This is a genomic window from Lactiplantibacillus sp. ME-2 (genome assembly GCF_022549155.1).
GTDB lineage: Bacteria > Bacillota > Bacilli > Lactobacillales > Lactobacillaceae > Lactiplantibacillus > Lactiplantibacillus plantarum.
In genome coordinates this window covers 1-24383 of the sequence record NZ_JAKZEQ010000009.1, presented here as the reverse complement: position 1 = coordinate 24383, position 24383 = coordinate 1, and the positions used below count along the sequence as shown (strand labels likewise).

Below are 24383 nucleotides of genomic sequence, written 5' to 3'. Positions count from 1 at the left end.
ATTTACCATGTTTTAATCATGATTTGTGACGAATTAGCTCGTATAAAGACAAGTAAGTCTGTATTTCTACAGTTTAGGCGCAGTAACTGGTACAATTCAAGTAAGGACCGAAAAAAGGAGGGGATTAGGATGCACGTTGCAGCAATGATTATGGCGATCTTGGTTGCCGTTGAACATTTATTTATTTTGTGGCTGGAAATGTTTAATGCGGATAGTGAAATGGCCGCAAAAGCGTTTGGAATTCCACGGCAAACGCTACAGTCGCCGTCAGTGCAATTATTGTTTAAAAATCAAGGGTTATATAACGGTTTCTTGGCCGTCGGTATTTTATACAGCTTGTTTGTGATTCCGGCCGTCGCGAGCGTCGGGGCAACCCTGTTTTTCTTAGCCTGTGTGATGGTTGCCGCGGTTTATGGTAGTATTACTGTCAGTCGCGCGATCGTCGTGATTCAGGGGCTACCGGCATTAATTGCGTTTATTCTGATGTATTTTGCTTAGCCGGTTCTTTGAAGTAATGCAATTATATTAGTGTTAATAAAAAACGTTGCTACGTGATTCTGTAGCAACGTTTTTGGTTGTCTAAGCTATCCATATTATATGGCAGATTGGATTACACTTTGCCAATGACCGTCGTTTTAGCAGTTGCTAGCACGTGACCGGCAATGGCATCATGAAATTCGTTGAGCCAGTATCCAGGTTGGAGGTCTAACTCAGTATCAAGTGCAAATAGTTTAAATGAATAACGATGATCCTTGTCAGGCGGATACGGGCCGACGTAGTGTTGGCTAACTTTCGGATCAGTCTCGTGAACATAGGCGCCCGCTGTGGAATTATTACCTTGGACCATCGGAATAGCACCGGTCTGACTGGCATTTTCAGGGATGTGGGTCGTGGTTGCCGGTAAATTGGCGGCAATCCAATGAATCCAGGTGAAGCCACCTACCGGAATTGCATCGTGGTCAACGAAAGTGAACGCCAGTGAATGGGTGCCAGCTGGCACATCACTAATGTCAACGGGAAACGAGATGATGGGGTGGCCCTTATACGTTTGGGCAACGGCCGCTTGTTTGGAATAGGTGGCTGCAAGGGTGCCATTGATGGTCGGAATTGATAGTTGCATTGCAAATCCCTCCTCGTGTAATTAGTCTTATTATAACGCTAATAGTCGCTGGCGTAGTGCTGGGTCAACCGCATAAATATAAAGCCCATAACGACCACGTTTCATCAAGACGTTGATTGAGTTAAAGATAATCTGCTGTTTAAGGGGACGCAGATCGCCTAAGTCTGTCCGGTTTTTGAACGCTTCTTCATCTTCATAGCGTTCAGGGCGAACGACAATCCGATCATGGTCTTCATCATAGCCCACAGAAGGGCCAAGAATGACCCCCGCATAATTCAAATCAAACCCTTGAATGGTATAAATAGAACCAACTTCATTCAGTGTCTCAGGTCGTAAGGCCCAAGGATCATCAGTTAAGTTGACTTTATCCCACGGAAGCTTCAATTGTCCGGCCGTCACGTACCAAGTGCCATGATTAACGACGTACGGGAAGTCAGCGGTTGCCACCATCCGAGCGAGTCCATACTGCTGGTCGCGTTGTTTGATCAGGTCGTATAAGGGTTGCCCGTCATCAAAAAAGCGTAGATCAAAGTTATCGCTAACGGGTTTTGGTTGTAATTGCCCGCGGGTAAAACCATCGATCCAGTCGACAACATCGGTGCCGCCAGTGACCCGAAATTGCTCGTCTAAGTTGTAGCTCGCGTGCGGGTACTGGTCTAAAAATGGCTTGAGATCGTTGCTGTGCCAGTAGCTCTTTAACTTCAAGACTTGACGGGTGTCGAAGACGAGGACAACGACGCGACTATGATTGATCAGTTCCGTTAACTGGTTGTGACCTGTAAAGCGGTTATAGCGGTCTGGTTGCGTGAGTAATAGGTGCGCTTCGTCGATAAAAACAACGTCTGCTTGCCGGTGGTCTTTTGCCAACCGGTTGATCAACGGAGTGGGCTTTTGGAAGTCTTTTTTGCGCAAGACAGGATCTTCACCAGCTAAGCGCTTATAAATTTTGAGCATTTCATTGTGATTGACGACGAGATAGTTGTCAGTGGCCTGCAAATCGTTTGGTGTCAAGCTACGATTGAGGGCTTGTAGCCGAGCAAACGCGGCGGCTAATACGGCACTCTTGCCAGTTCCTGCATCACCATGAATAACAAAGAGGCTGGGCTGTTTTTGCTGGCGATGGGTACGGATAAAAGTTAATAGTTGGTGCTCTAATGATTGTTGTGCCGGTGACAACGCAGCTTGATCATTTAGCTTGAACGTTGCGGCACTGATTGTAGATGACATATTTTTTCACTCCCAAACACATTATACCTGCATATTGGGGCTAATTGAAATGAGAGTCATTACAGTTGGTGGTAGAATAGAATTATGACAAAGTGTGGGAGGAAGTAACATGAAACTTGATTTTTCGGTGGCGGTGCATAGTATCCTGTACCTTGATGCACACCGTGATAGTAAGGTCGCTAGTCGGGAACTCGCGCAGTCACTGCATCTTAACCCGGTGATGATTCGCAATATTTTATCAGTTCTACATAAGCATGGATATTTAACGGGGACGGTTGGTAAAAATGGGGGCTACCAATTAGACTTGGCGTTGGCCGATATGAACCTCGGCGATCTATATGATTTGACCATCCCCCCAACAATTAGCTATGCGCGCTTCATTACGGGACCATCCAAAACGGATGAACAGGCTGATCAATCCCCAATTGCGGCCAATATTAGTGAAACGTTGACGGATTTATTTACAGTAGCTGACCGTCAATATCGGGCTTACTATCATCAGTTTACAATGGCTGATTTACAAGCCGACCTGAACCACCACGGCACGTTTTTACGACACGAACAAGATTCATAATCTTAAGTAAAAAGCGTCACTTGATTGAAAAATAAGGCGATTTTCGTTAATAACCTTAATTTGAAACGGGTTTGCCATTCAGGATTGTCAGGGCTAATTATCGGTGCTATCTTAGATGTCATTATGAAAGTGGCATTGAGATTGAAAGGGGCCTTGGCAATGACAGCACGGTTAGTGTTAATTCATGAAGTTGGTCGTTATCGAGAATTATCGGAACAACGGTACTGGTTAGAATCCGCCGATTTTTGGGGTGTCGATGGGCGTGGCGCGACGGTCAATGAGGCCGTCGGTAACTTTTTGACCAACCTCGTGCAATATTGCCGCGACTATTACCAACGCGGCTTGTGGCAACTTGATGATCGGTTGTTACAGCTAGACCACGTTGATACAGTGTTAGCGTACGCGCAGGCAGGTAAGTCACCAGCACCATTATTTTTGTTTAAATTAGTTCCGGCGGATCATGAGTTGGCGTCTGCTTAAACGAAATATTGACGAATTCTTAAAGAAGCGTTCATACTTCCACCACACTCCTGCGCTAAACTATGCGTTATAATCAAAGCGTAAATTAATTGGAGGGTGTTGTATGGAATTAGATAAGATTTATCAGTTAATGGACAAGTTTGAACAAAGCAGTTTAACTAGTTTTGAGTATCGGGACCAAGATTTTGAAATTCAAATGGGTAAGAAGGGACACGGCAAGACGACGGTGACCCCGCAGCCGGCGCCACTTCCCAATCAGCCGGTGATTGACCCAACGCCGGTCACACCGACACCGGTCTCAACAGTTAGTACCCCAGTTGTTGCGGAGGCGGAACCAACCCCAGTGGCGACCAGTACGGCTAGCAATCCGACGAGCGTTGTAACACCTGATCCTGAACCAGAACCAGCGCCGATTGATCCTAAGGAATGCGTGACGGCACCGGTCGTAGGAATCTATTACCCAGCGCATTCTTCAGAAGAAGCGCCATACGTTAAGTTAGGCGACCACGTTAGCGTTGGTCAACAAGTCGGCCTCATTCAAGCGATGCAGATGATGCGGCCAGTGGTTGCTAAGCAAGCGGGGACGGTCAAAGCCTTCCTAGTGAAGAATGGTGAAGAAGTCAACTTCGGTCAACCATTGATTCAATTAGTCCCAGATACGCCGGATGACATTTAATCAGGTACGGTCAGTGGTTGCTGAGCGTATTAAGCACTTTGAGTAGCACTACGTTTTGATAAAAGCGTGACGCAAACTAAAAATGAACCACTTCAAGCGCACATGATAATTATGCAAGCTGAAGTGGTTCATTTTTTAGCTTAATTAATGACGATTGGTAGTGGTTTATTTAGGTTGGTCAATGGCTGCCACGGTTTCTAGGAACCACTTGTTGAAAGCAGCCGCATCAATATCGACACAAACGGTCGCGTTGGTTTTGCCGTCATGGTAAGCACCACGAATATCGCCAACGGTCTCGCCATTAGCGGGGCCCTCCGTCTGGACATCAATCCACATCTTTTCAGTCGTGAAGGCTTCTGGATGTAGTAAGTAGAAGAGCGTATTGACATCATGCATCGCAACGCCAGTCTGGTTGCGGTCGTTGTAATGACCAAAGAGGGCGTGGAGCATTTCGCCAGTTTTACCGAGGGTCGGTAACTGTTCAATCGATTCGCGCGTTAAAAGGGCCTTCATCGTCACGTCTAAGCCGACCATGGTAATTGGAACGCCGGATTGGTACATGATTTCAGCCGCGTGCGGGTCGGTAAAGACGTTGAACTCTGCGGCGCTGGTCATATTACCTTTGCCTAAGGCCCCACCCATCGCAACGATTTCTTTAATGTGTGGCATTACTTCGGGGTAGGTCTTAAATAAGAGCGCAATGTTGGTATAGGCTCCCGTTGGCACTAACGTAATCGGTTGTTCAGCAGCCATGATGTAGTCACGGAGCGCTTCAACGGCTGTTTCTGGTAATGGTTCCGCAAGGTCAGTCGGGAAGTCGTAACCCGGCATTCCTGAAACACCGTGAATTCGGACGGCATCTTCAAACGGTTTGATCAGCGGTTGGGCAGCCCCACCCGCTACGGGAACGTCACTGTTAAAGAAGCGCGTTAGTTTGAGCGCATTCAGCGTCGTTTTGTCGACCGTCACATTGCCGGCGACCGTTGTAATTAATTGTAAGTCCAAGTCAGGATGATTTAACGCAAAGGTAATTGCGGCGGCATCATCAATACCAGGGTCAGTGTCCATGATAATCTTTGTTGACATGTTCATTCCTCCAATTAAATTGACGTGCTTGAAATTAGTTCTATTTTAGCATACTACGGGCAATGAATTCGATTGCAATTGTGAAGGGTTTGACGTAGCATGACAGTAAATACAGTTAACGATGGAGGAACGGATTATGAGTCAACCACGGGTCATCTTAATTACGGGCGCATCTTCGGGGATCGGTAAAGCAACTGCTTTGAAGTTACAAGCTCAGGGGAACATTGTGTACGGAGCCGCACGGCGGATTGAAAAAATGACGGATTTAGCAGCGGCTGGAGTGCACGTTTTAAAAGTCGACGTGACGGATGAAGCGACGTTAATCGCGGCTGTCAAGACGATTCAGGTCGAACAGGGGCGCATTGATGTCCTAATCAACAATGCGGGGTATGGCTCATACGGTTCCTTGGAAGACGTTCCGGTCGCAGAAGGCGAGTACCAATTCAAGGTCAATGTCTTTGGTGTGATGCGGTTGACACAATTAGTTTTACCGTTGATGCGGGCACAACATCGTGGTCGGATCATTAATGTTTCTTCAATTGGGGGTAAGATCTATCAGCCTTTAAGTGCTTGGTATATGGGGACCAAACACGCAATTGAAGGGATGAGCGATTCGTTACGGATGGAAGTCGCACCATTTGGTATAGATGTTGTCATCGTTGAACCTGGTGGAATCAAGACTGAATGGGCTGGAATTGCGGAAAAAAAGTTGTTGGCAGTTTCCGGTGAGACAGCCTATCATGAACAAGCCGTTAAGGTCGGTGCGATGCTGTCATTGTTCGATCAGTTTGCTTCCAATCCGGGAGTGATTGCTAAACTGATGGTTCGCGCTGTCAATGATGTGAAGCCTAAGACTCGCTATCACGCAGGTATGGGCGCGGGGGTCTCATTAACGGCTCGTCAGTGGTTGAGTGATCGTCAGTTTGACCGCATGATGAACTCAGCCGTCAATGGTGCGGCTAAGCTGTCAAAAGTCACGCGGCGTAAGGACCGGCGAACCGGGAGTCGGCATTATCGGCATGGAAAAATAGGATAGAATAATGTTGGTATTGACTCGTTATAGGTATTAAAACCTTATGGAAAGTTGAATAAAGTGAGTACGCCCGTATTTTTGACGAGTTATTAAATGGTTACTTCAAAAACTAATTTATAATTTTTGAAGTAGCCATTTTATGTTGTTTTAGTTTATTCGAATTATTAATTCGATGTGACTCTTGATGCTATGCTAAGTATGACTGCTATTACCGTTTAATTAGTAGCCATGTATCGTTGAAAGAGGATAGTGAAATTACTTTATTTGTAAATAATGAAGCTGTGTTATGATGAGGTGCCGTTTTATAGAGCTAACATGGACACTGAAAAAATTAACGGGTGTAAATTATAAATAGAAGTAAAAAAGTGCCGTGTTTTCATGGTAGCAGTAAAGTGCGGTTTGTTGATCTATAAGGTTTGATGATATTGAAAGGGGATAGATAGTGGTGATTGTAGGAGGTTTGGTAAGCATCTTAACTGTTGGAATCAGTTACTGTTGTTACCTCGTCAAACACGCAGGCGTTACTAATTTGTTGACAATCATACTGTCCCTCGGTTGTGTAATGGCAACGTTAGGGTTAACCATAATGATGCCTGATTTGCCGGAAAAAATTGGTGTTATTGGCGTCGTTATTTTGGCTGCAACGATGAATTATTTAATGTTCTGGCACGAAAAACGGACTGCTCGAGAAGATGATACTCAATTTGACTGGATTGATAGTGGCAACCAACACATGGGTTTTCAACATATTATTCAAAATCATGGTGAAGCATTTGCAGCCCAAGGAGTTTCACAAACTGCTATTCCTAAACTGGTTGCGAAAGCTGTTAATAGCTATTATCGATCTGGGGGGCACTCTGACAAGTGGCAACCATATCATCGTGTACTATTGACTATTCACTATCGGTATCGAAAGCATCTTTTAGCAGTGACGTTGTCGCGAGACCAGTACATTATTAGTGCTTATCCGGCGCCGTTGTTGGATAAATATCCACGGGTGAAGAAAATTCGAATTATGTTGGAATATGGTTGTTATCCGATTTGGTTGTATGATGAGAAGGGTAACCTAATTAGTAATGATTTGCCGCAAGTATTGCGAAAGGACGCAACGCTTAATAAAAAACTATTGGTGTTGCAAAAGCAATACGATAGTTTGTTTACTAATAATCAGCATGATTTTAGCTACAATGGTTTTGCAACTGCGGCAGATGAACAGCAGTTTTTACGTGCATTCATGGTTATTCACAAGGATTTGAAGCGGCGACTAGGGGGGAAGTACGCGGTCTTAAACAAAATTACGGGGAAAGTAGACAAGGTATTTCCAACAGCAACGACGGTAGCATCGTCGCAAGCTATACCGAGTGAGGCTGAATTAAACAGTGCTATCGTTAATAAACCTAAACCTGTAGTGGATAAAAAAGCAAAGACTCATGTGCGGACGTATCCAGGATTAAAAGCTGATCTGTTGAAGGTTTATCAGAATTTTGATATAGAAAATTTAGGCCCTACGTATGACGCTTTAGTCGATATAACTAAGCTTTATCGTAGAAGATTTACAAAATATACCGGTCAAGTTACGTTGAAAACAGTTCAACAATCTACTGCGAAAGATTATATTCTTGGTCATACGGACAAGAACTTATCTGAGATTGTTGCTAATAATAAAGATATGGTGGCGAAAAATATTGGTAATGCGGCAATGTGTCGGCAAGTAATGCAATTGATAGATATTATGAGTCGGTATACATTGGACGAACTATGTTTTAAATGTAATCTGGCTCGACTTCAATTGAGTACGACTAATGCCCATAAGCGATTATTGAAAACATGCCCTGATTGTGGTGCTGTCTTTGTAAATAATAAGTTAACCAATATTACGATAACTGGTTTACCTGCCAATAAATTACAAGTTAAGATGTATTTAAGGAAAACAGGCGTTGTATCGATGGCCGCAGCAACTGAGTCAATAGACACTACTATGCCAAAACGTAAAATAAGACTATTTATGGAATGGGGTTCTTCCTTTATTTGGGTATATAACGAGGATAATGAATTGATTAAAAATGGACTCCCGGATGAGCTATATCCTGATTCAGGACTAGTGGCGAAGGTAAACGTTTTAAATCGTCAGTATAGCGAGCTGTTTACCAATAATGGTTATGAATTTAGATATAATGGATTTAAAACGCATGAAGATGAGAATGCATTCGAACGTGACTTTAATGCGATTTATGAAGAAATCGCTGAAAGAACTAGAGGGAAGTATCGAGTTATCAATGAATATTATTTCACATCTAATACTGAAGATGTGCGGGACCTGTAGTTGTTGGTCAATCATTGTGGATGAATTCAATTGGAAATAAGCTATATGTAGAATTTGTTGCGAGATTGTAACAGTAGTTATGAAGAAATTAATTCAACTAAATAAGCCGACCGTCAAGTATACGATCGGCTTATTTATGTCCAAAATGACTGACAGGAAATGAGTTCGATTTTATAGCTTCGTCATCACCGCCGTTAGCGTAGTCGTTGCGGTGGTCATCGCGGGATCGTCCACGGGGTGGTAGGTGATGGTGAGGTTGGGAAATTCTTCGATAATGGGAATCAGCGTTTGCCATTGGGGTAGGTCTGGTTGGTCGGCTTCGGGAACGTCCCAGTTGTTTTGCTGCCAGCTTAAATAACGTTGTTCGCTAATAACCGCCGCCACTTGTTCAGTTGTGGTGTGAATATGAACGGGTAAATCATGACGTTTCAACGTGGCGAGTGCGGTGGTCAGAGCACTCAAGGCCAGTGAAGTTTCGGTATGTCCGTAGCCACCGTCGTTTAGTGCCTTTTGATGGTCAGCATATCGCAGAATGACGACCCAGGCAGCGGGGGTCGTTGCGGTGATGTTGGTCGATTGGTGGTTGGTACTTGCAAGGTAAAGATGAATCGTAGCCATTGTTGGGGCCTCCTTAGTTGTAATGATAATCCATTGAGTGGTTCATCTAATAGTTTCGTAAAAACTAGCCAGTTTCATTTTAAATTAATGAATAACTTTAACATGAAACTACAATAGTTACAAAATTTAGTGAATTGTCAGTGCGTATTACTATGATTTTTGGCGGATTATGCTACGATTAAATACATGGATAATTAAGAAGTTATTAAGCAATAAAGGTGAGCACTGGAGGTTAGCATGCAGACATTAATACAGACGTTTATAGATCGACGCGGGGATTTGCTGACTGCGCTATGGCAACACTTGGGGATTTCATTAGCATCATTAGTCATCGCAATGGTAATTGCGATTCCGTTGGCTATTTGGGTCGTTCGACGACCACGGTGGGCCGAGGGATTATTACAGCTCACGAGTGTCTTACAGACGATTCCGTCTTTGGCACTGTTAGGGTTATTGATTCCGTTAGTTGGGATTGGAACGGTGCCAGCAGTAATTGCGCTGGTGATCTATGCTTTACTGCCAATTTTTCAAAATACTTATTTGGGTATCTCAGAAATTGACGCCTCAATTGAAGAGGCCGCCGATGCCTTTGGGATGTCACGAATGCGTAAGTTGTTTAAAGTTGAACTACCCATTGCCCTACCACAGATCATTGCTGGGATTCGGACCGCGCTCGTCTTAATTATTGGGACGGCTACTTTGGCCGCTTTGATTGGTGCTGGGGGTCTCGGGACCTTTATCATGCTCGGTATTGACCGTAATGATACCTCGTTATTATTGATTGGGGCTATCTCATCAGCATTGTTAGCAATTCTGCTGAGTGCGCTCGTTCGGTGGTTTCAAACGGCTAAACCACGCCACGCCTTAATCGTCTTTGTCGGTATTTTAGCTTTACTAGGTGGTGGCGGGGCTTATAGTGTTTATGCCAATCGAGTTGAAACAATTACGATTGCAGGTAAACTCGGTTCCGAACCAGAAATCTTGATTAATATGTATAAGCAGCTGATTGAAGCTGAAGATGAGCATGTTCATGTGACGCTCAAGCCTAACTTTGGCAAGACCACGTTCTTATTCAGCGCGTTAAAGAATAATCAGGTTGATATTTATCCTGAATTTACTGGCTCGGTGCTGGAGACCTTAGTTAAGGGAAATAACCCAGCTGGTCAAACAGCTAATCAGACCTATCAGCTCGCCAAACAGCGCCTCGCTAAACAGGAACAAATGACTTACTTGAAGCCGATGCAGTATAACAATACGTACGCATTGGCAGTGACTAAGAAATTTCAACAAGAACATCATTTGAAGACAATCAGCGACTTAACGCAAGTTGAATCGATTCTGAAACCCGGAATGACCCTAGAGTTTATTGATCGTAATGATGGCTTAAAAGGAATCAAGAAGACTTATGGGTTAGACGTGACTGCCAAGTCGATGGAGCCGGCGCTACGCTATGAAGCCATCAGTAAGGGGAAAATCAACTTGGTAGATGCCTATGCGACGGATAGTGAATTACGGCAGTATCACTTGGCCTTATTGAAGGATAACAAGCACTTCTTCCCAACGTATCAAGGGGCACCGTTGATGAAGACGAACTTTGCCAACAAACATCCTAAGGTCGTTAAAGCGTTGAATAAGTTAGCAGGAAAGATTTCAGAAACTGATATGCAAGAAATGAACTATGAAGTCAATGTTAAGAAGCAGTCCGCTTCGACGGTTGCAAATCGCTATCTTGTGAAGCACGGCTTATTGAAGGAGGGACGTTAAATGACAACGGCAATTGAATTTCAACACGTCCAGAAAGACTTTAATGGGCAGACCGTGATTCCCGACCTTAATTTAACGATTGACCAGGGTGAGCTATTTGTTTTGGTAGGGACTTCTGGGAGTGGCAAAACGACGTCACTTAAAATGATCAACTGCTTAGAGCCACTGACGGCTGGTAAAATCCTAGTTAATGGTACTGATACAACCACGATACCAGTCCGAAGTCTACGGTGGCAAATGGGGTATGTCTTACAGCAAATTGCCTTGTTCCCAACGATGACGGTGGCGCAAAATATCGCCGTGATTCCAGAAATGAAAGGGACAGCTAAGAAGGAAATTAATCAAACGATTGATGAGCTATTGGCGGAAGTTGGCCTCGATCCAAAGGAATACCGTGACCGGATGCCGTCAGAATTATCCGGTGGTGAGCAGCAACGCATCGGTATCTTACGGGCGATTGCGGCGCAACCAGATATTGTTTTGATGGATGAACCATTTAGTGCGTTAGACCCCATCTCGCGGCAACAATTGCAAGACTTGGTCTTACGGCTACACGCCCGCTATCACAACACGATCGTCTTCGTGACGCATGATATGAATGAGGCGTTGAAGTTGGGTGATCGGATCGGTGTCATGCAACACGGTCAGTTAATACAAGTCGATACGCCGGCTGCTCTGGCTCAGCATCCAGTGAACGACTTTGTGCGGAACTTCTTTGGCGCGAGCCGAGCTAAAAATGTCTATGATGTCTACGTTGGGCGTGTAGGGCTTATTCAGGGTTATCTCACAGAAGAACCCAGTGTTGCGAGTGGTCGGATTCAATCGTTAGACGTTCAAGCCACGTTACGCACCGCCTTTACGGCATTGACAGATCACGATTATGTGGCGGTCACGGAAGAAAATCGGGTTGTTGGCTATTTGGATCGCCAACGAATCGTGGCTTACTTGAGTCAACATGAAGAAGTATCTTAATCGTCAATTAAGGATGAATCAGTTACACTAGGTTGTGATAATTGATGGTCGCTAATGAATTTAAGGAGGAATTTCGAATGGCGGAACAGTACGATGTTGTTGTGATTGGTGGCGGACCAGCCGGCAATGCCATGGCTAGCGGATTAAAGGCCCAGGGCAAGACAGTGTTGATCGTTGAAGCGGATCTGTGGGGCGGCACTTGTCCTAACCGCGGTTGTGACCCTAAGAAAATCCTGTTAAGCGCCGTCGAAGCGCGACAAGCGGCGCAACATTTACAAGGGCAGGGCCTGATTGGCGCGCCCAAAATTGATTGGCCAGCACTGATGGCGCATAAACGAGGCTATACGGATGGCATCAACGATGGGACGTTGAACGGACTAACGGGGCAAGATATTGCGACGTTACATGGCCAAGCACACTTTCAATCCGACAATCAGTTAGCGGTCGGGGATCGAGTAGTCAGTGCGACTGATTACGTGATTGCCACTGGTCAGCGTCCGGCGATTCTACCGATTACCGGGCACGAATACTTTAAGACGAGCACTGACTTCTTAGATTTGGACCAGATGCCTAAACGCGTGACATTTGTAGGTGGTGGCTACGTAGGCTTTGAATTGGCGACGATTGCGAATGCCGCTGGCGCTGATGTGCACGTGATTCATCATAATGACCGCCCGTTAAAAGCTTTTGATGCAGATTTGGTTAAGGATTTGATGGCCGCAATGACGGCTGATGGAATCACGTTTGACTTGAATACGGATGTCCAAGCAATTACTAAAACGGCGACCGGTCTACAATTGACAGCTGATAATTTCGAGCTGACAACGGATCTGGTCATCAGCTCAGCGGGACGGATTCCGAACGCGGACCAGTTAGGTCTAGCCAACGTGGGCGTTACCTTTGATCGGCATGGGATTCAAGTCAACGATCATTTGCAGACGGCCAACCCGCACATTTATGCCATTGGGGATGTCAGCGATACACCGGTACCGAAGTTAACGCCAGTTGCAGGTTTTGAAGCGCGTTATCTGGTCGGTGAGTTGACGCATCCCGGCGCAGCCATAAAGTATCCCGTTGTGCCAACGCAGGTTTTTGCAGCGCCCAAGTTAGCGCAAGTCGGGATCAGCGCGGCCGTGGCGACTGAGCATCCAGATGAGTATCGTGTCAATACACTTGATATGACGAAGTGGTTCACTTATTACCGCTTTGGCGCACAACAAGCCCAAGCTAAAGTAGTGGTTGCTAAAGCGAGTGGGCAGGTTGTGGGTGCTACCCTTCTAAGTGATGTTGCCGACGAGATGATTAACTACTTCACGTTGTTAATTGAAAAACACGTGACTTTACCAGATTTACAACGGTTGGTATTGGCTTACCCAACGCCGGCTAGTGACTTACAATATTTGTATTAATGTGTGGTTGAATTAAATCAAAGTCCAGCTATTCAGCTTAACTGAATATGTCAGCACTAACGGAGTGACCAGGAATGACCGGCCACTCTTTTTTTGTTTGACCGGCGTTTGGAGTGGAATACGAAGGCCAAATGATGTCGCAAACAGACGGTCGTCATTTTCGTTGTGCGACTATCTTGGCGTGTAAGTACTGTGAAAAAATGTCAAAATTGTAGCTCGTCGCGGTGGCACTAATGTTAGTAAATTAATTATTTTATAGAACTAGAAGCGATCGCTTAAATGCTACGATGCTTGCTATGGCAGTATCGAACTGTGACATAGTACAAACTAGTTTTAAAGTAAATTCAATTGTGCAAAATTTAATTTATGCAAATCTATTCACAAAACGGTCGCGACATGGTATGATTCAATCATCAATTATGATAGCGTTTTCATAAAACTGTTATGACTAAGGAGTGACACACCATGACCGACAAGTACATTATGGCAATTGACGAAGGGACAACCAGTACCCGCGCCATTATCTTTGACCATGCGGGCCATAAAGTGGCCGACTCACAACGGGAATTTCCACAATATTTCCCGCAGCCGGGCTGGGTCGAACATAATGCCAATGAAATCTGGAATGCTGTCTTGTCTACTATTGCGAATGCCTTCATTGAATCGGGAATCAAACCCGCTCAAATTAGTGGTATTGGAATTACGAATCAACGGGAAACAACCATCGTTTGGGACAAGCAAACTGGCTTGCCAATCTATAACGCAATCGTGTGGCAATCACGGCAAACCGCGCCGATTGCTGAGAAGCTGGTTAAAGATGGCTATGGTGATTTGATTCATCAACATACGGGACTCGTCACAGACGCTTACTTCTCGGCAACTAAAATTCGCTGGATCTTAGACCACGTGAAGGGGGCCCAAGAACGAGCTGAAAAGGGTGAATTACTCTTTGGAACGATCGATACGTGGCTCCTATGGAAACTTACCGGTGGGGCCACCCACGTGACGGATTATTCCAATGCCAGTCGGACGATGCTCTTCAATATTCATGATTTGAAGTGGGACGACCAGATTTTGCAATTATTAAATATTCCAGCGGCGATGTTGCCAGAAGTTCGCACTAATTCTGAAGTTTATGGCAAGACCAAGGACTACCATTTCTTTGGGTCGGAAGTTCCAATTAGTGGGATGGCTGGTGATCAACAAGCGGCCTTGTTTGGTCAACTGGCGTTTGAACCGGGAACCGTGAAGAATACTTACGGGACTGGGGCTTTTATCGTGATGAACACCGGTGAAAAACCCCAATTATCCGATAATAACCTATTGACCACGATCGGTTACGGCATCAACGGTAAAGTGTACTACGCCTTGGAAGGGTCAATTTTCGTTGCCGGTTCAGCGATTCAGTGGTTGCGTGATGGGATTCGCCTGGTTGAAAGCGCTCCTGATTCTGAACGGGCGGCGCGCGAATCGCATAATGAAAATGAAGTCTATGTGGTTCCGGCCTTTACTGGTTTAGGGGCACCATATTGGGACTCTGAAGCACGTGGCTCAGTCTTTGGCTTGACGCGTGGCACGACTCGTGAAGATTTTATTAAAGCAACCTTGCAAGCATTGGCTTACCAAACGCGGGACGTGGTTGAAACAATGAAGAAAGATTCCGGTATTGAGATTCCAGTATTAAAAGTTGACGGTGGCGCTGCTCGTAATGACTGGTTGATGCAATTTCAGGCGGATATCTTGGATACGCAAATTATGCGGGCTGCTAATCTGGAAACGACAGCGCTTGGTGCTGCCTTCTTAGCCGGGCTTAGCGTTGGTTATTGGCAGGATTTGGAAGAATTAAAAGCGTCGTATAAGCCCGGCACGAGTTTTGACCCTGAGATGGGGCCAGCTGAACGGACGAACTTATACGAGGGATGGCAGGCAGCGGTCAAAGCGACCCAAGTCTTTAAGCACACCCCATACCACGCAGGAAAATAGAGGAGGACAACAACATGGCATTTTCAGCAACGACGCGTCAACAAAATATTGAACGCTTACAAAATGAAACGTTAGATTTACTCGTTATCGGTGGTGGGATTACCGGTGCCGGTGTCGCCATTCAATCAACTGCAATGAACATGAAGACCGGGTTGATCGATATGCAAGACTTTGCAGAAGGGACTTCATCACGGTCGACGAAACTGGTCCATGGGGGCATTCGCTACTTAAAGACGTTTGACGTGGGGGTAGTTGCCGATACCGTTAAAGAACGGGCGGTTGTCCAGGGGATTGCGCCACACATTCCTAAGCCCGACCCAATGTTATTGCCGATTTATGATGAGACGGGAGCGACCTTCGACCTCTTTTCTGTCAAAGTGGCGATGGATCTGTATGATAAGCTCGCCGAAGTTAAAGATCCTAAATTCACCAATTATACCCTTTCACGCGAGGAAGTCTTACAACGGGAACCACAGCTGAACCCTAAACATTTAGTTGGTGGCGGTGTTTACCTTGATTTTCGGAATAATGATGCGCGCCTAGTGATTGAAAACATTAAGAAGGCTCACGAAAATGGTGGGATTATGGCAAGTCATGTGAAGGCGACCGGCCTCTTACATGATGATGATGGCCGGATCAATGGTATCACCGCTGAAGACTTATTGACTGGTGCATCGTTCGAGATTCATGCCCGAATCGTCATCAATACGACCGGTCCATGGTCAGACACGATTCGTAAGATGGACCATACTGAAAAGTATCAATCCCAGATGCGGCCAACCAAGGGTGTACATTTAGTCGTTGACGCTGAGAAACTCCCAGTGCCACAACCAACCTATTTTGATTCTGGTGATCAAGATGGCCGGATGATCTTCGTGGTGCCACGTGAAAACAAGACGTATTTCGGAACGACTGATACGGATTATCATGGTGATCTGAAACACCCGACCGTTACGCAAGAAGATGTTGACTACTTGTTGGAAATCGTCAACCGTCGCTTTCCAACTGCTAAAATCACCTTAGATGATATTGAGGCTAGTTGGGCCGGATTGCGGCCACTGATTGCCGCTAACGGTAGTTCCGATTATAACGGTGGTAATTCAGGGAAAATCAGTGATAAGAGCTTCAAGGAAGTTATCAAGGTTGTTGATCAGTTTGAAAGTCAGGAAGCCAGTCGTGAAGATGTCGAAAGTGTCCTGAATGACTTGGAAACTTCCTTGGCAGAGGACAAACTCAGTCCGTCAGCGGTGTCACGCGGTAGTTCGTTGACTAGTAGTCCAGACGGGCTGTTGACCCTTGCTGGTGGGAAGATTACTGATTACCGTAAAATGGCTGCGGGTGCCATGGCGCTGATTGCCAAGATTTTAGCAGATAAGTATGATGCCCACTTTAATGAAATCAATTCGAAGAACCTCCCCGTTTCTGGTGGCGATATTGATCCGCACAACGTGGATGCAACGATTGCATTTTATGCTAAACAAGGGACGGATAATGGTTTGACGAATGATGAAGCGTTGCGGATTGCAAATATGTACGGTTCCAATGCTGCGCGGGTCTTTAGTTTGATTGGTAAAGTTGAACCGACGCATGGTCTGAGTTTAGCCGAAACGATTAGCTTACGTTATGCTTTGGATGAAGAAATGACCCTGACGCCAGTCGACTACTTGCTGCGGCGCACTAATCACTTGTTATTCATGCGAGATACGCTGGATGGCTTAAAGGATGGCGTCATAGCGACAATGGCCGATTACCTTGGTTGGGATGCTGCAACGGTCAAAGCACAAACCGAATTATTGAATCAGACGATTGCTGAATCGGACTTAACAGCACTGAAGCAGGGCTAAGGAATGGGGTGGTCATGATGAAAGATCCATTAGCACTACAATTGTTGGGGGAATTTCTCGGGACCTTTATCTTGATTCTGTTAGGTGATGGGGTTGTAGCTGGGGTAACGCTCAATAAATCCAAAGCGCAAAATGCGGGCTGGGTCGCGATTACCTTAGGTTGGGGATTTGCAGTCACGATGGGCGTCTATGCGTCCAGCTTTATGAGCCCCGCACATCTTAATCCAGCGGTCTCACTAGGAATGGCAGTGGCCGGTAAGTTCCCATGGGCCTACGTGATTCCATATAGTGCGGCTCAGATTGCTGGTGGGGTGATTGGTGGCCTCGTGGTTTGGTTGCACTACTACCCACACTGGCAAGCAACTAAGGATGCTGGCGCGATTCTCGGCATTTTTGCAACCGGTCCTGGTATCCGGCGATATTTCTGGAACTTTATCAGTGAAGTGATTGGAACGTTCGTCCTAGTCTTTGGCTTGTTAGCCTTCACGAAAGGCCAATTTACGGCGGGATTGAACCCGATTGTTGTCGGAATTCTGATTATCGCTATCGGGCTGTCTCTGGGTGGAACGACCGGGTATGCAATTAACCCGGCCCGGGATTTAGGTCCCCGCATTGCGCACGCGGTATTGCCCATCGCCAATAAAGGAACTTCTGATTGGGCCTACAGTTGGGTGCCAATCGCTGGACCATTGGTTGGTGGCGCGTTAGGCGCACTGTTGTTTAATGTATTGCCATAATTTTATGACTGATTTGATATAAACCGTGAGGACTGTTGGAATTGACAACGGTCCTCACGGTTTTATTTGTGAGTAATGGTTGAAATTCATGCTTTCATTAACTGAGTAAAACGGCAATAGATAAGCAGACTAAGACGTCGAATACCGTCACCAATACCATTGACAATCAAGCGACCATCACGGTACATCATTACATGACCGATTCTACTGATAAAGTTGCTCCTGATGAAACAGTCAAAGTTGGTTACGGGAAAGCTTATGATGTTACTAAGCAGGTCAAAACGATAACTGGATATAAGCGTAATGCCACATTGGATGAACATACCCGTGGCACTGCTAGTAAGACTACCAAAGAAGCCGTGATGTATTATGATCCGTTGCCATACAACATTCATGTCAATTACTTGTTAACGGATGGGCAGAAGCTGGACGAATTGGATGTCACTGGTCTATATGGTGATACTTACACGACCGAGGCAACTGATTTCGAAGATTTGTACACAGTTGATACTGATCGCTTACCGACGAATGCCCAGGGAACGGTAACGGAAAAGCCAACAACGGTCAATTATTATTACCAACCAACTACTGGGCAGTGGGTTGACGTTGGTAATCAAAGTAGTGTTTTAGTACGACAAGATACGAAGCATAATGTCCGTTCTGTCTCGCAGATTTATGCCAACGATAGTGGTTTTACGGTCAAATATAATCAGGATGCGGCTCAAGTTGCGATTGCGGCTAGTGATACGAACGGTACCCAAGATAACAGCTTAGTCTTTGATTATAATTCGAAGTATACGTTTGAATTATCTAAGAATGAGACTGTCACTTTTAAGGTTGATGATCAAGGCCAAGTGACTGCGACTAGAGTGTTAGGCGCAGAGCAAACGGTCACGACTTTTGATAAAAGTGGTCAGCTCAAGACAGTGACCACGGTGACTAACGCGAATGGCACTAAGAGCCAGCAGACCAACACGGTTGACGGGTTGAAATCAATGGTGACTGGCGAACAATACGACTTAGGATTATTGAATGGGTTGAAAGTTACCGCACAAAAAGAAATTAATCCGAGTCAAGCAGCAACGACTGAGTCCAAGACAACGACTGATACTAGTCAGTCTGGTAGTAATCAGTCGACAAGTACGACAGCGACTGACCAAACTGGGACTAATGAATCAACTGCTGGTAGTTCGACCAACGCAACGAACGCGTCCAGTAGTGTCGATGCAAGTTCAGCGAATAGTCAAGGTGACACTGAGGCTACAAGCCAGTCGGGTACTAGTGCAAGTGCTGATTCAAAGACGGATAGTAGTGTGGCATCAAGCACTAGTCAAACTACTGACGGTGAAACAACCAATACCGGTGATACGACCACTGGAACAACTACTGGCAGTGGGCTGGGTTTCAAGTCACCATTTACTGAGGATCAAAACACAAGTAGTGCACTAGGCAGCGCTCAAACTTCGAGCAGTCTCAATAGTGATACGAGTGCAGCAGTACAAGCATTGATTGCAGAACCCAATTCGACGCCAGTTGTCTTGGGTGAGGATGCTTCTTTTGAGGAAGGCGTGCCAGTCAATGATCCGGTATTCAGTAATGATGAAGGTGTTTCGCCGAACAATAATCCAAGCAGCGCGGCGACGCCCCTTGCGCAAGCCACGAATACCCGGGCGCGTCTGACTCAAAATGGCAAACTATTATATGAAGGAACGCTGAAGGCTGATCAAGGGGAACAAAATCTCTATGTGTCGCCAGATACAACTGTAGAAGTTGATGGTGGGGCCGATGGTGACGGTTTTTACCTAGATACTTATGATGGTGATAAAGGAATGGCCTATACATTGGGTTCAGGTTATGCGTGGGCAGCTGAAAACAATGATGTGACTGCGGCACCAGCAAGTAGTGCGACGACCAGCTCTGAGAGTGCTGCTAGTGAATCGAACACTAATAGTAGTGATAGTAGCCGTACAGCATCAAGTGCAGTCGACCATTCGACTAGTTCGGCAAGTACCAGTGATGCGAGCCAATCAAGTCATTCAACTAGCTCGGGTGAAAGTAGTCATCCAGAAAGTTCATCAGGCTCAAGTACGACCAGTGATTCGGCTGACGCGGATAAACAGGCCGCAGCTCGTTCCAGCCAAACTCAGTCGAACAGTGTTAATGGTAGCAGTCAAGCAGTAAGCTCTAGCACGGTCACTAGTCAATCGTCAGTACCAACTAAAGCTAATACGAAGCAGGCTTCATCCACGCCAACGACCAAGGCTAACCGAGCAACTGTCGCAGCCGCTACCAGTTCTACAGCGCCACGGCAGTCGCGGGCTACGACGGCAAGTGCGTCAGTTCCAAGTGTAACCTCAGCAAGTGCTGTAGCGGCAAGTCGTGATAAGCAACAATCGGCGTTCAAGAAGCAACATCCAATCTTGAACCAAATTTTGCCTAAAACGAACTCCGCGGTCGCAACCTGGTTGGTCTGGCTAGGAGTGGGTTTGTTGCTACTCACTGTAGCGATTACGATGGTTATTAAGAAACGAGGGCGTGACTAATATGATAAAATTACGCCAGGTTCTTAAAAAAATCCTCATTGGCCTAATGGTGTTTGTTCTAGTTTTCACGGCTTTTTCCAGCTCGGTCGACACAGTCTCCGCACATCGCCGTGGTGTGACCCACACTCGGAAGCATAAGGTGCGACATAGCGCTAGTGGTCACGCCAAGAAGTCTCATCGTGCACATCGCAAAGCTAAGCGCAGAGTCGTCCACCGTAAAGCACCGCATCGGCGGAAAGTTGCGGTAAGGCATAAGAAAAAAACGCCAAAGCGTCATAAAAAGGCGCATAAGAAGAAGGCCGCTAAGAAACATAAGAAGTCGCACAAGAAGTCACACAAGAAGTCACACAAGAAGAAAGCGGCCAAGAAACATAAGAAGCCGCACAAGAAGAAGTCTTCTAAGAAGCATGGCAAGTCGCACAAGAAAAAATCTTCGAAGAAGCACGGCAAGTCCAATAAGAAGAAGTCTTCGAAGAAGCACGGCAAGTCCAATAAGAAAAAGTCTTCCAAGAAACACGGCAAGTCGCACAAGAAGAAGTCTTCTAAGAAGCACGGCAAGTCCAATAAGAAAAAGTCTTCCAAGAAACATGGCAAGTCGCACAAGAAGAAATCTTCCAAGAAGCACGGCAAGTCCAATAAGAAGAAATCTTCCAAGAAGCATGGTAAATCCAGTAAGAAGAAATCATCTAAGAAGCACGGCAAGTCTAACAAGAAAAAATCTTCGAAAAAGCATGCATCCAAAGGTAGTGCTGTAATTGCCACGCTTAGTCGTAAGACCGGTATCAGTAAAGGCATCATTTCGCTTTTGACGGATCTAGTTGGGTATAATGATATTTATACCATGATTACGGGAAAAGATGCCGCTACCGGTAAGAAGCGCTCGCGGTTGGTAGGAGCGGCTTGGACAGCCTTGAACTTTGTGCCTGTCTCGAAAGTCGCTAAGTTAGCAAAGGCCGCGAAGGTTCTGGCAACTGCTAAGAAGGCCGAGAAAGTTGCGAAGAATGGTGGCCGGATCAAACGGGCCGCCCGAGCAACTAAACTGGCGACAAAGCGAGCGGCCGAGAAACTAGCTAAACGAAAGCCCGCCAAAAAGACTGCGAAAAAGGCAGCTGAGAAGGCTCGTAAAGCTAAAAAGGTCAAGACTGCCAAAAAAGCTAAGCATCAACAGGCAAAGCCCAAAAAGACTTCCCATGGCACGAAGCATAAAACGACCAAGAAGCAGCAGAAGCGATATAACAAGAAAAAAGCTGCGGGCAAGGCTAGGAAAGCTTCGTATGCACGGAAAAAGGGCGGTACTAAAAAGAAGCCGGGCAAGCGTAAGGGTGCTAAAGCTAAGACTGCAAAACGAAGGGCTAAGAATAAGGTAAAAAAGGACCATAAGGCTAAGAAAGCCAGTGGGGCTAAAGGGTTTAATATTGACGAAATTCATCCCAAATTAAAAACAGAGCCAGATACTGCATTCTTTTGGTCTGGTAGAACAGATGGCGTTGGTGGAGCTGACATAGCGGCTGATGTAGCTAAAAGTAAAGGTGGCGTTACTTTAGAATCAACAATAGGAAATAAAAATATTAAAATGCCAGAATGGGACTTTAATAAACCTGAGTCAATGAAAGCTTGGGATTTGGCTTCTGGTTCGTATGCAGAACAAGTTTCTGGTGAAGTTCGTGCGGTAGTTGGTTCAGAGTTGAGAAAAGGGAATATTTGGGAAAACGTTGAGCTACCTAGATTAAAAAATAATCCTAAAGTAACGAAAATAACAACGATTGATCCTAAAACAGGAATTGAAAAAATAATTTTTGAGAGGAAGTAAGTTAAATGAAAATTACAGGTAGTAGTTCACATGTGAAATTTGATTTGGAGAATGAGTATGCGGTGAAGGCAGAGGGAGAAATGTTAGTGGGAGGTCAATTTGTTGTATTCAAAGATTCTATGAAGAATTGGGAACCGCCACATGAAGATGAAAAGCTTTCCGAAGCTGAAGTACAAGAAATTATTCAACAGGTAAAACAGAATACAAATGAAAACACAGTACAAATTTCATTTGAATAAAAAAGTATTAGAATTAGAGTAATCGGTTAATTCTGTGAGGTAAAACAACTTTTAACGAAGGAATTAGGTTTTTAATACGCTATTTTGCTAGATTTTGAGGGCGAAGTAGAAAAGATTTTAAAGAACAGATTCAAATGCTAAAGCAAACGATAGGCATGTTATGCTGAAAAGGCTCGAGGAACAAGTTAAAGTGCTAGCTATTTAGTGAGTTCCTCGGGCACCAACAAACTGACTTTCTTTATAGTGTTTTATGGATTAGAAGAGTCATTTTTCTCATTTTCTTCCGCTTCTTGTAGAAGCAGAAGCAAACAAAATAGTTCGGTTGAAGATCCAGAACGTTGATGAAATTACGCGTTCTGGACTTTTAGACTGTTACCAGTATTAATCAAGGTATCATTTCATGTCTAACGGATCTAGTTAGGTATAATGATATTTATACCATGATCACGGGGAAAGATGCCGCTACCGGTTACAACTTGGTCACGGGGACACGATGATACTTTGCTTAGGGTCCGCGATGGTAAAATAACTGATGGTGGTATTAATAGTCGACCAGTTCCTGTTATGAAAGATGGAATGCATAAAGTTTCTTGGTATATCAAGAATGGAGTGAAGTTACCTTGACAAAAAGATTAAGTGAAAAGGAAAACTACTTCTCAATGTCTGAGTTTTTAGAGTCCTACTATTGGGCAAGTAAAGATGATAGTCTCGGAAGTTTATTGGGGAGCGTCACGTTATGGAGCGACGATGGTGAATTGTTTGATCAAGCAATTGCGGAAGACTGGCACGCGTTCTTTAGCGACGTGAGCAACGAAGATCACACTATGTTTGAGAGTTTTCAAGCAGTCAAGCAGTTTGTGAATGAATATTTACCGGATGTTGCAGAAACGACACCATTATCTCGAAATTTGACGTATAATATCCGAATGATTTGCGAGATGACAGAAGCCCAACGAAATCAAGAGCCCGTATGGAAAAATTGGGTTGCGGCAGTTAATTGGATTACGAATCCTAATGTTGTTCCAGTTAATGAATCGCCCTTTCTTGAAAAGGGGCAGTCCTTGCCTAATCCGGATAACAAGGGCTTTCGGAAAAATCAATTTCCAATCGCTCAGGTTTTGCCAGCGCCACGCCCGGAGATTCCAATGGAAGACTCCCCTGAGATGTTAACTGTTGAACAATCATTTCAGGTACAGCTAGCTTTTATGCGGCATTATTATCAAGTTACTAGTGATAGCGAGTTAGGGAACTATTTACAGCAGTATTCGAAGGTTGACGGATCCAATATAAGATACGAAAAATGGTGTAGAAAATTTTCGGAACGTGCTGAAATCGAGCGTAAGGCTAGTAGCTTGACTGTACTGGTGATGGCAAAAGATTACTATGAAATCTTTTTTTCGGACAATGCTTTGCATGCGCAATCTCTGCGTAAGTTAAGCTATGAAATCTGGAAGACAGTTTATCTGCCACACAGCCAACGTGTTCAGACTGAGGTTTGGCAGAATTGGTTAACGGCAGTTCATCAAGTAATGGAGTAAGTATCAATGTCATTAAAAGACAATCATTTTGGAGGGTAAGTTAGTGCTAGTTATTGTGGTTATTGGATTATTTTTGTTGGCGGTTACCCTAGGTTTGGGATACTGGAGTTATTTACTGGGAAAAAGGAATCAATCTAATTTTGTTGGCACTATCATTCCAATAGCTTACTTTGTCGTTCGGACAGTTTTAGCTGTGACGACACAAAATACGACACATGGGTTAGTATCGTCATTAGTCGGTAGCTTGTTATTCAGTTTGGCTTACTATGGTTTATTTGCTTGGGGGAAGTACCGGACTAATAAGTAATATGGATTAGTCAGATAAAAATAAAATAACCGATATTCGACAAGGTGAGGTGTACCCCAAAAGTTAAAGTAAATATTTGCTTGTCTTTCCTAGGCGGCAC

General features: G+C 45.0%; 20 protein-coding genes and 1 pseudogene. 17 read left to right on the top strand and 4 right to left on the bottom strand.

Features of this window, described 5'->3' with window-relative positions:
- Positions 1-129: 129 nt before the first annotated feature.
- Positions 130-498 carry a DUF1304 domain-containing protein gene (locus MMY95_RS04865; RefSeq protein ID WP_013355173.1) on the top strand — a complete coding sequence of 123 codons (369 nt, stop codon included), beginning with the start codon at positions 130-132 and terminating at the stop codon, positions 496-498.
- Between the two features lie 112 nt (positions 499-610).
- On the opposite strand, the gene MMY95_RS04860 is transcribed toward MMY95_RS04865, so the two are convergent.
- Positions 611-1120 (bottom strand): YbhB/YbcL family Raf kinase inhibitor-like protein, encoded by a 510-nt coding sequence (locus MMY95_RS04860; protein ID WP_087509728.1) that lies wholly within the window; start codon positions 1118-1120, stop codon positions 611-613.
- Positions 1121-1150: 30 nt separating this feature from the next.
- A complete protein-coding gene (locus MMY95_RS04855; RefSeq protein ID WP_087509730.1) occupies positions 1151-2347 on the bottom strand; it encodes a DUF2075 domain-containing protein in 1197 nt (398 codons plus the stop codon).
- 109 nt (positions 2348-2456) lie between these two features.
- Here MMY95_RS04855 and MMY95_RS04850 point away from each other — a divergent pair, with 109 nt between their 5' ends.
- The 3 genes from MMY95_RS04850 to MMY95_RS04840 all read left to right on the top strand — a co-directional run bounded on the left by MMY95_RS04850 (position 2457) and on the right by MMY95_RS04840 (position 4077).
- Positions 2457-2921 (top strand): Rrf2 family transcriptional regulator, encoded by a 465-nt coding sequence (locus tag MMY95_RS04850; RefSeq protein WP_063964008.1) that lies wholly within the window; start codon positions 2457-2459, stop codon positions 2919-2921.
- 24 nt (positions 2922-2945) lie between these two features.
- Positions 2946-3401 carry a hypothetical protein gene (locus tag MMY95_RS04845; RefSeq protein ID WP_003641935.1) on the top strand — a complete coding sequence of 152 codons (456 nt, stop codon included), beginning with the start codon at positions 2946-2948 and terminating at the stop codon, positions 3399-3401.
- 103 nt (positions 3402-3504) lie between these two features.
- Positions 3505-4077, top strand: a complete 573-nt coding sequence (locus MMY95_RS04840) for an acetyl-CoA carboxylase biotin carboxyl carrier protein subunit (protein WP_003643766.1) — start codon at positions 3505-3507, stop codon at positions 4075-4077.
- A 165-nt stretch (positions 4078-4242) separates the two neighbouring features.
- Here MMY95_RS04840 and rihC read toward each other — a convergent pair whose 3' ends face one another.
- Positions 4243-5163, bottom strand: coding sequence for a ribonucleoside hydrolase RihC (rihC, locus tag MMY95_RS04835; protein WP_003646441.1), 921 nt, complete (start codon positions 5161-5163; stop codon positions 4243-4245).
- A 136-nt stretch (positions 5164-5299) separates the two neighbouring features.
- Here rihC and MMY95_RS04830 point away from each other — a divergent pair, with 136 nt between their 5' ends.
- Both MMY95_RS04830 and MMY95_RS04825 read left to right on the top strand, forming a co-directional pair.
- On the top strand, positions 5300-6199 hold the full coding sequence (locus MMY95_RS04830; protein WP_015825107.1) for an oxidoreductase: 900 nt from the start codon (positions 5300-5302) through the stop codon (positions 6197-6199).
- Positions 6200-6758: 559 nt separating this feature from the next.
- Positions 6759-8519 (top strand): hypothetical protein, encoded by a 1761-nt coding sequence (locus tag MMY95_RS04825; RefSeq protein WP_241277527.1) that lies wholly within the window; start codon positions 6759-6761, stop codon positions 8517-8519.
- Positions 8520-8690: 171 nt separating this feature from the next.
- Here MMY95_RS04825 and MMY95_RS04820 read toward each other — a convergent pair whose 3' ends face one another.
- Complete coding sequence (locus MMY95_RS04820) at positions 8691-9137, bottom strand: ribonuclease H (RefSeq protein ID WP_011679766.1); 447 nt, start codon at positions 9135-9137, stop codon at positions 8691-8693.
- 237 nt (positions 9138-9374) lie between these two features.
- Between MMY95_RS04820 and MMY95_RS04815 the strand changes: the two genes are divergently transcribed.
- From MMY95_RS04815 to MMY95_RS04765, 11 genes and pseudogenes are all read left to right on the top strand, one after another.
- A complete protein-coding gene (locus MMY95_RS04815) occupies positions 9375-10901 on the top strand; it encodes an ABC transporter permease/substrate-binding protein (RefSeq protein ID WP_241277526.1) in 1527 nt (508 codons plus the stop codon).
- The gene (locus tag MMY95_RS04810) at positions 10902-11873 is read left to right on the top strand and encodes an ABC transporter ATP-binding protein (protein WP_003641941.1); all 972 of its coding nucleotides are present in this window, start codon (positions 10902-10904) and stop codon (positions 11871-11873) included.
- A 77-nt stretch (positions 11874-11950) separates the two neighbouring features.
- Entirely contained in the window at positions 11951-13282 is a 1332-nt protein-coding gene (locus MMY95_RS04805) for an NAD(P)/FAD-dependent oxidoreductase (protein ID WP_003646444.1), read from the top strand.
- A gap of 465 nt (positions 13283-13747) precedes the next feature.
- Complete coding sequence (glpK, locus tag MMY95_RS04800; RefSeq protein ID WP_003643773.1) at positions 13748-15265, top strand: glycerol kinase GlpK; 1518 nt, start codon at positions 13748-13750, stop codon at positions 15263-15265.
- 14 nt (positions 15266-15279) lie between these two features.
- On the top strand, positions 15280-17109 hold the full coding sequence (gene glpO / locus MMY95_RS04795) for a type 1 glycerol-3-phosphate oxidase (RefSeq protein ID WP_003643774.1): 1830 nt from the start codon (positions 15280-15282) through the stop codon (positions 17107-17109).
- Positions 17110-17123: 14 nt separating this feature from the next.
- Positions 17124-17846: an MIP/aquaporin family protein gene (locus MMY95_RS04790; RefSeq protein ID WP_003641945.1), complete on the top strand. Its 723-nt coding sequence runs from the start codon at positions 17124-17126 to the stop codon at positions 17844-17846.
- Between the two features lie 107 nt (positions 17847-17953).
- A pseudogene (locus MMY95_RS04785) lies at positions 17954-20389 on the top strand (MucBP domain-containing protein); the annotation flags it as partial.
- 1 nt (position 20390) lies between these two features.
- Positions 20391-22199 carry a pre-toxin TG domain-containing protein gene (locus tag MMY95_RS04780; RefSeq protein ID WP_241277525.1) on the top strand — a complete coding sequence of 603 codons (1809 nt, stop codon included), beginning with the start codon at positions 20391-20393 and terminating at the stop codon, positions 22197-22199.
- A 5-nt stretch (positions 22200-22204) separates the two neighbouring features.
- On the top strand, positions 22205-22438 hold the full coding sequence (locus MMY95_RS04775) for an Imm74 family immunity protein (protein WP_003646448.1): 234 nt from the start codon (positions 22205-22207) through the stop codon (positions 22436-22438).
- Between the two features lie 620 nt (positions 22439-23058).
- Entirely contained in the window at positions 23059-23976 is a 918-nt protein-coding gene (locus MMY95_RS04770) for a hypothetical protein (RefSeq protein ID WP_053267427.1), read from the top strand.
- Between the two features lie 43 nt (positions 23977-24019).
- Positions 24020-24283, top strand: coding sequence for a hypothetical protein (locus MMY95_RS04765; protein WP_053267428.1), 264 nt, complete (start codon positions 24020-24022; stop codon positions 24281-24283).
- Positions 24284-24383 lie beyond the last annotated feature (100 nt).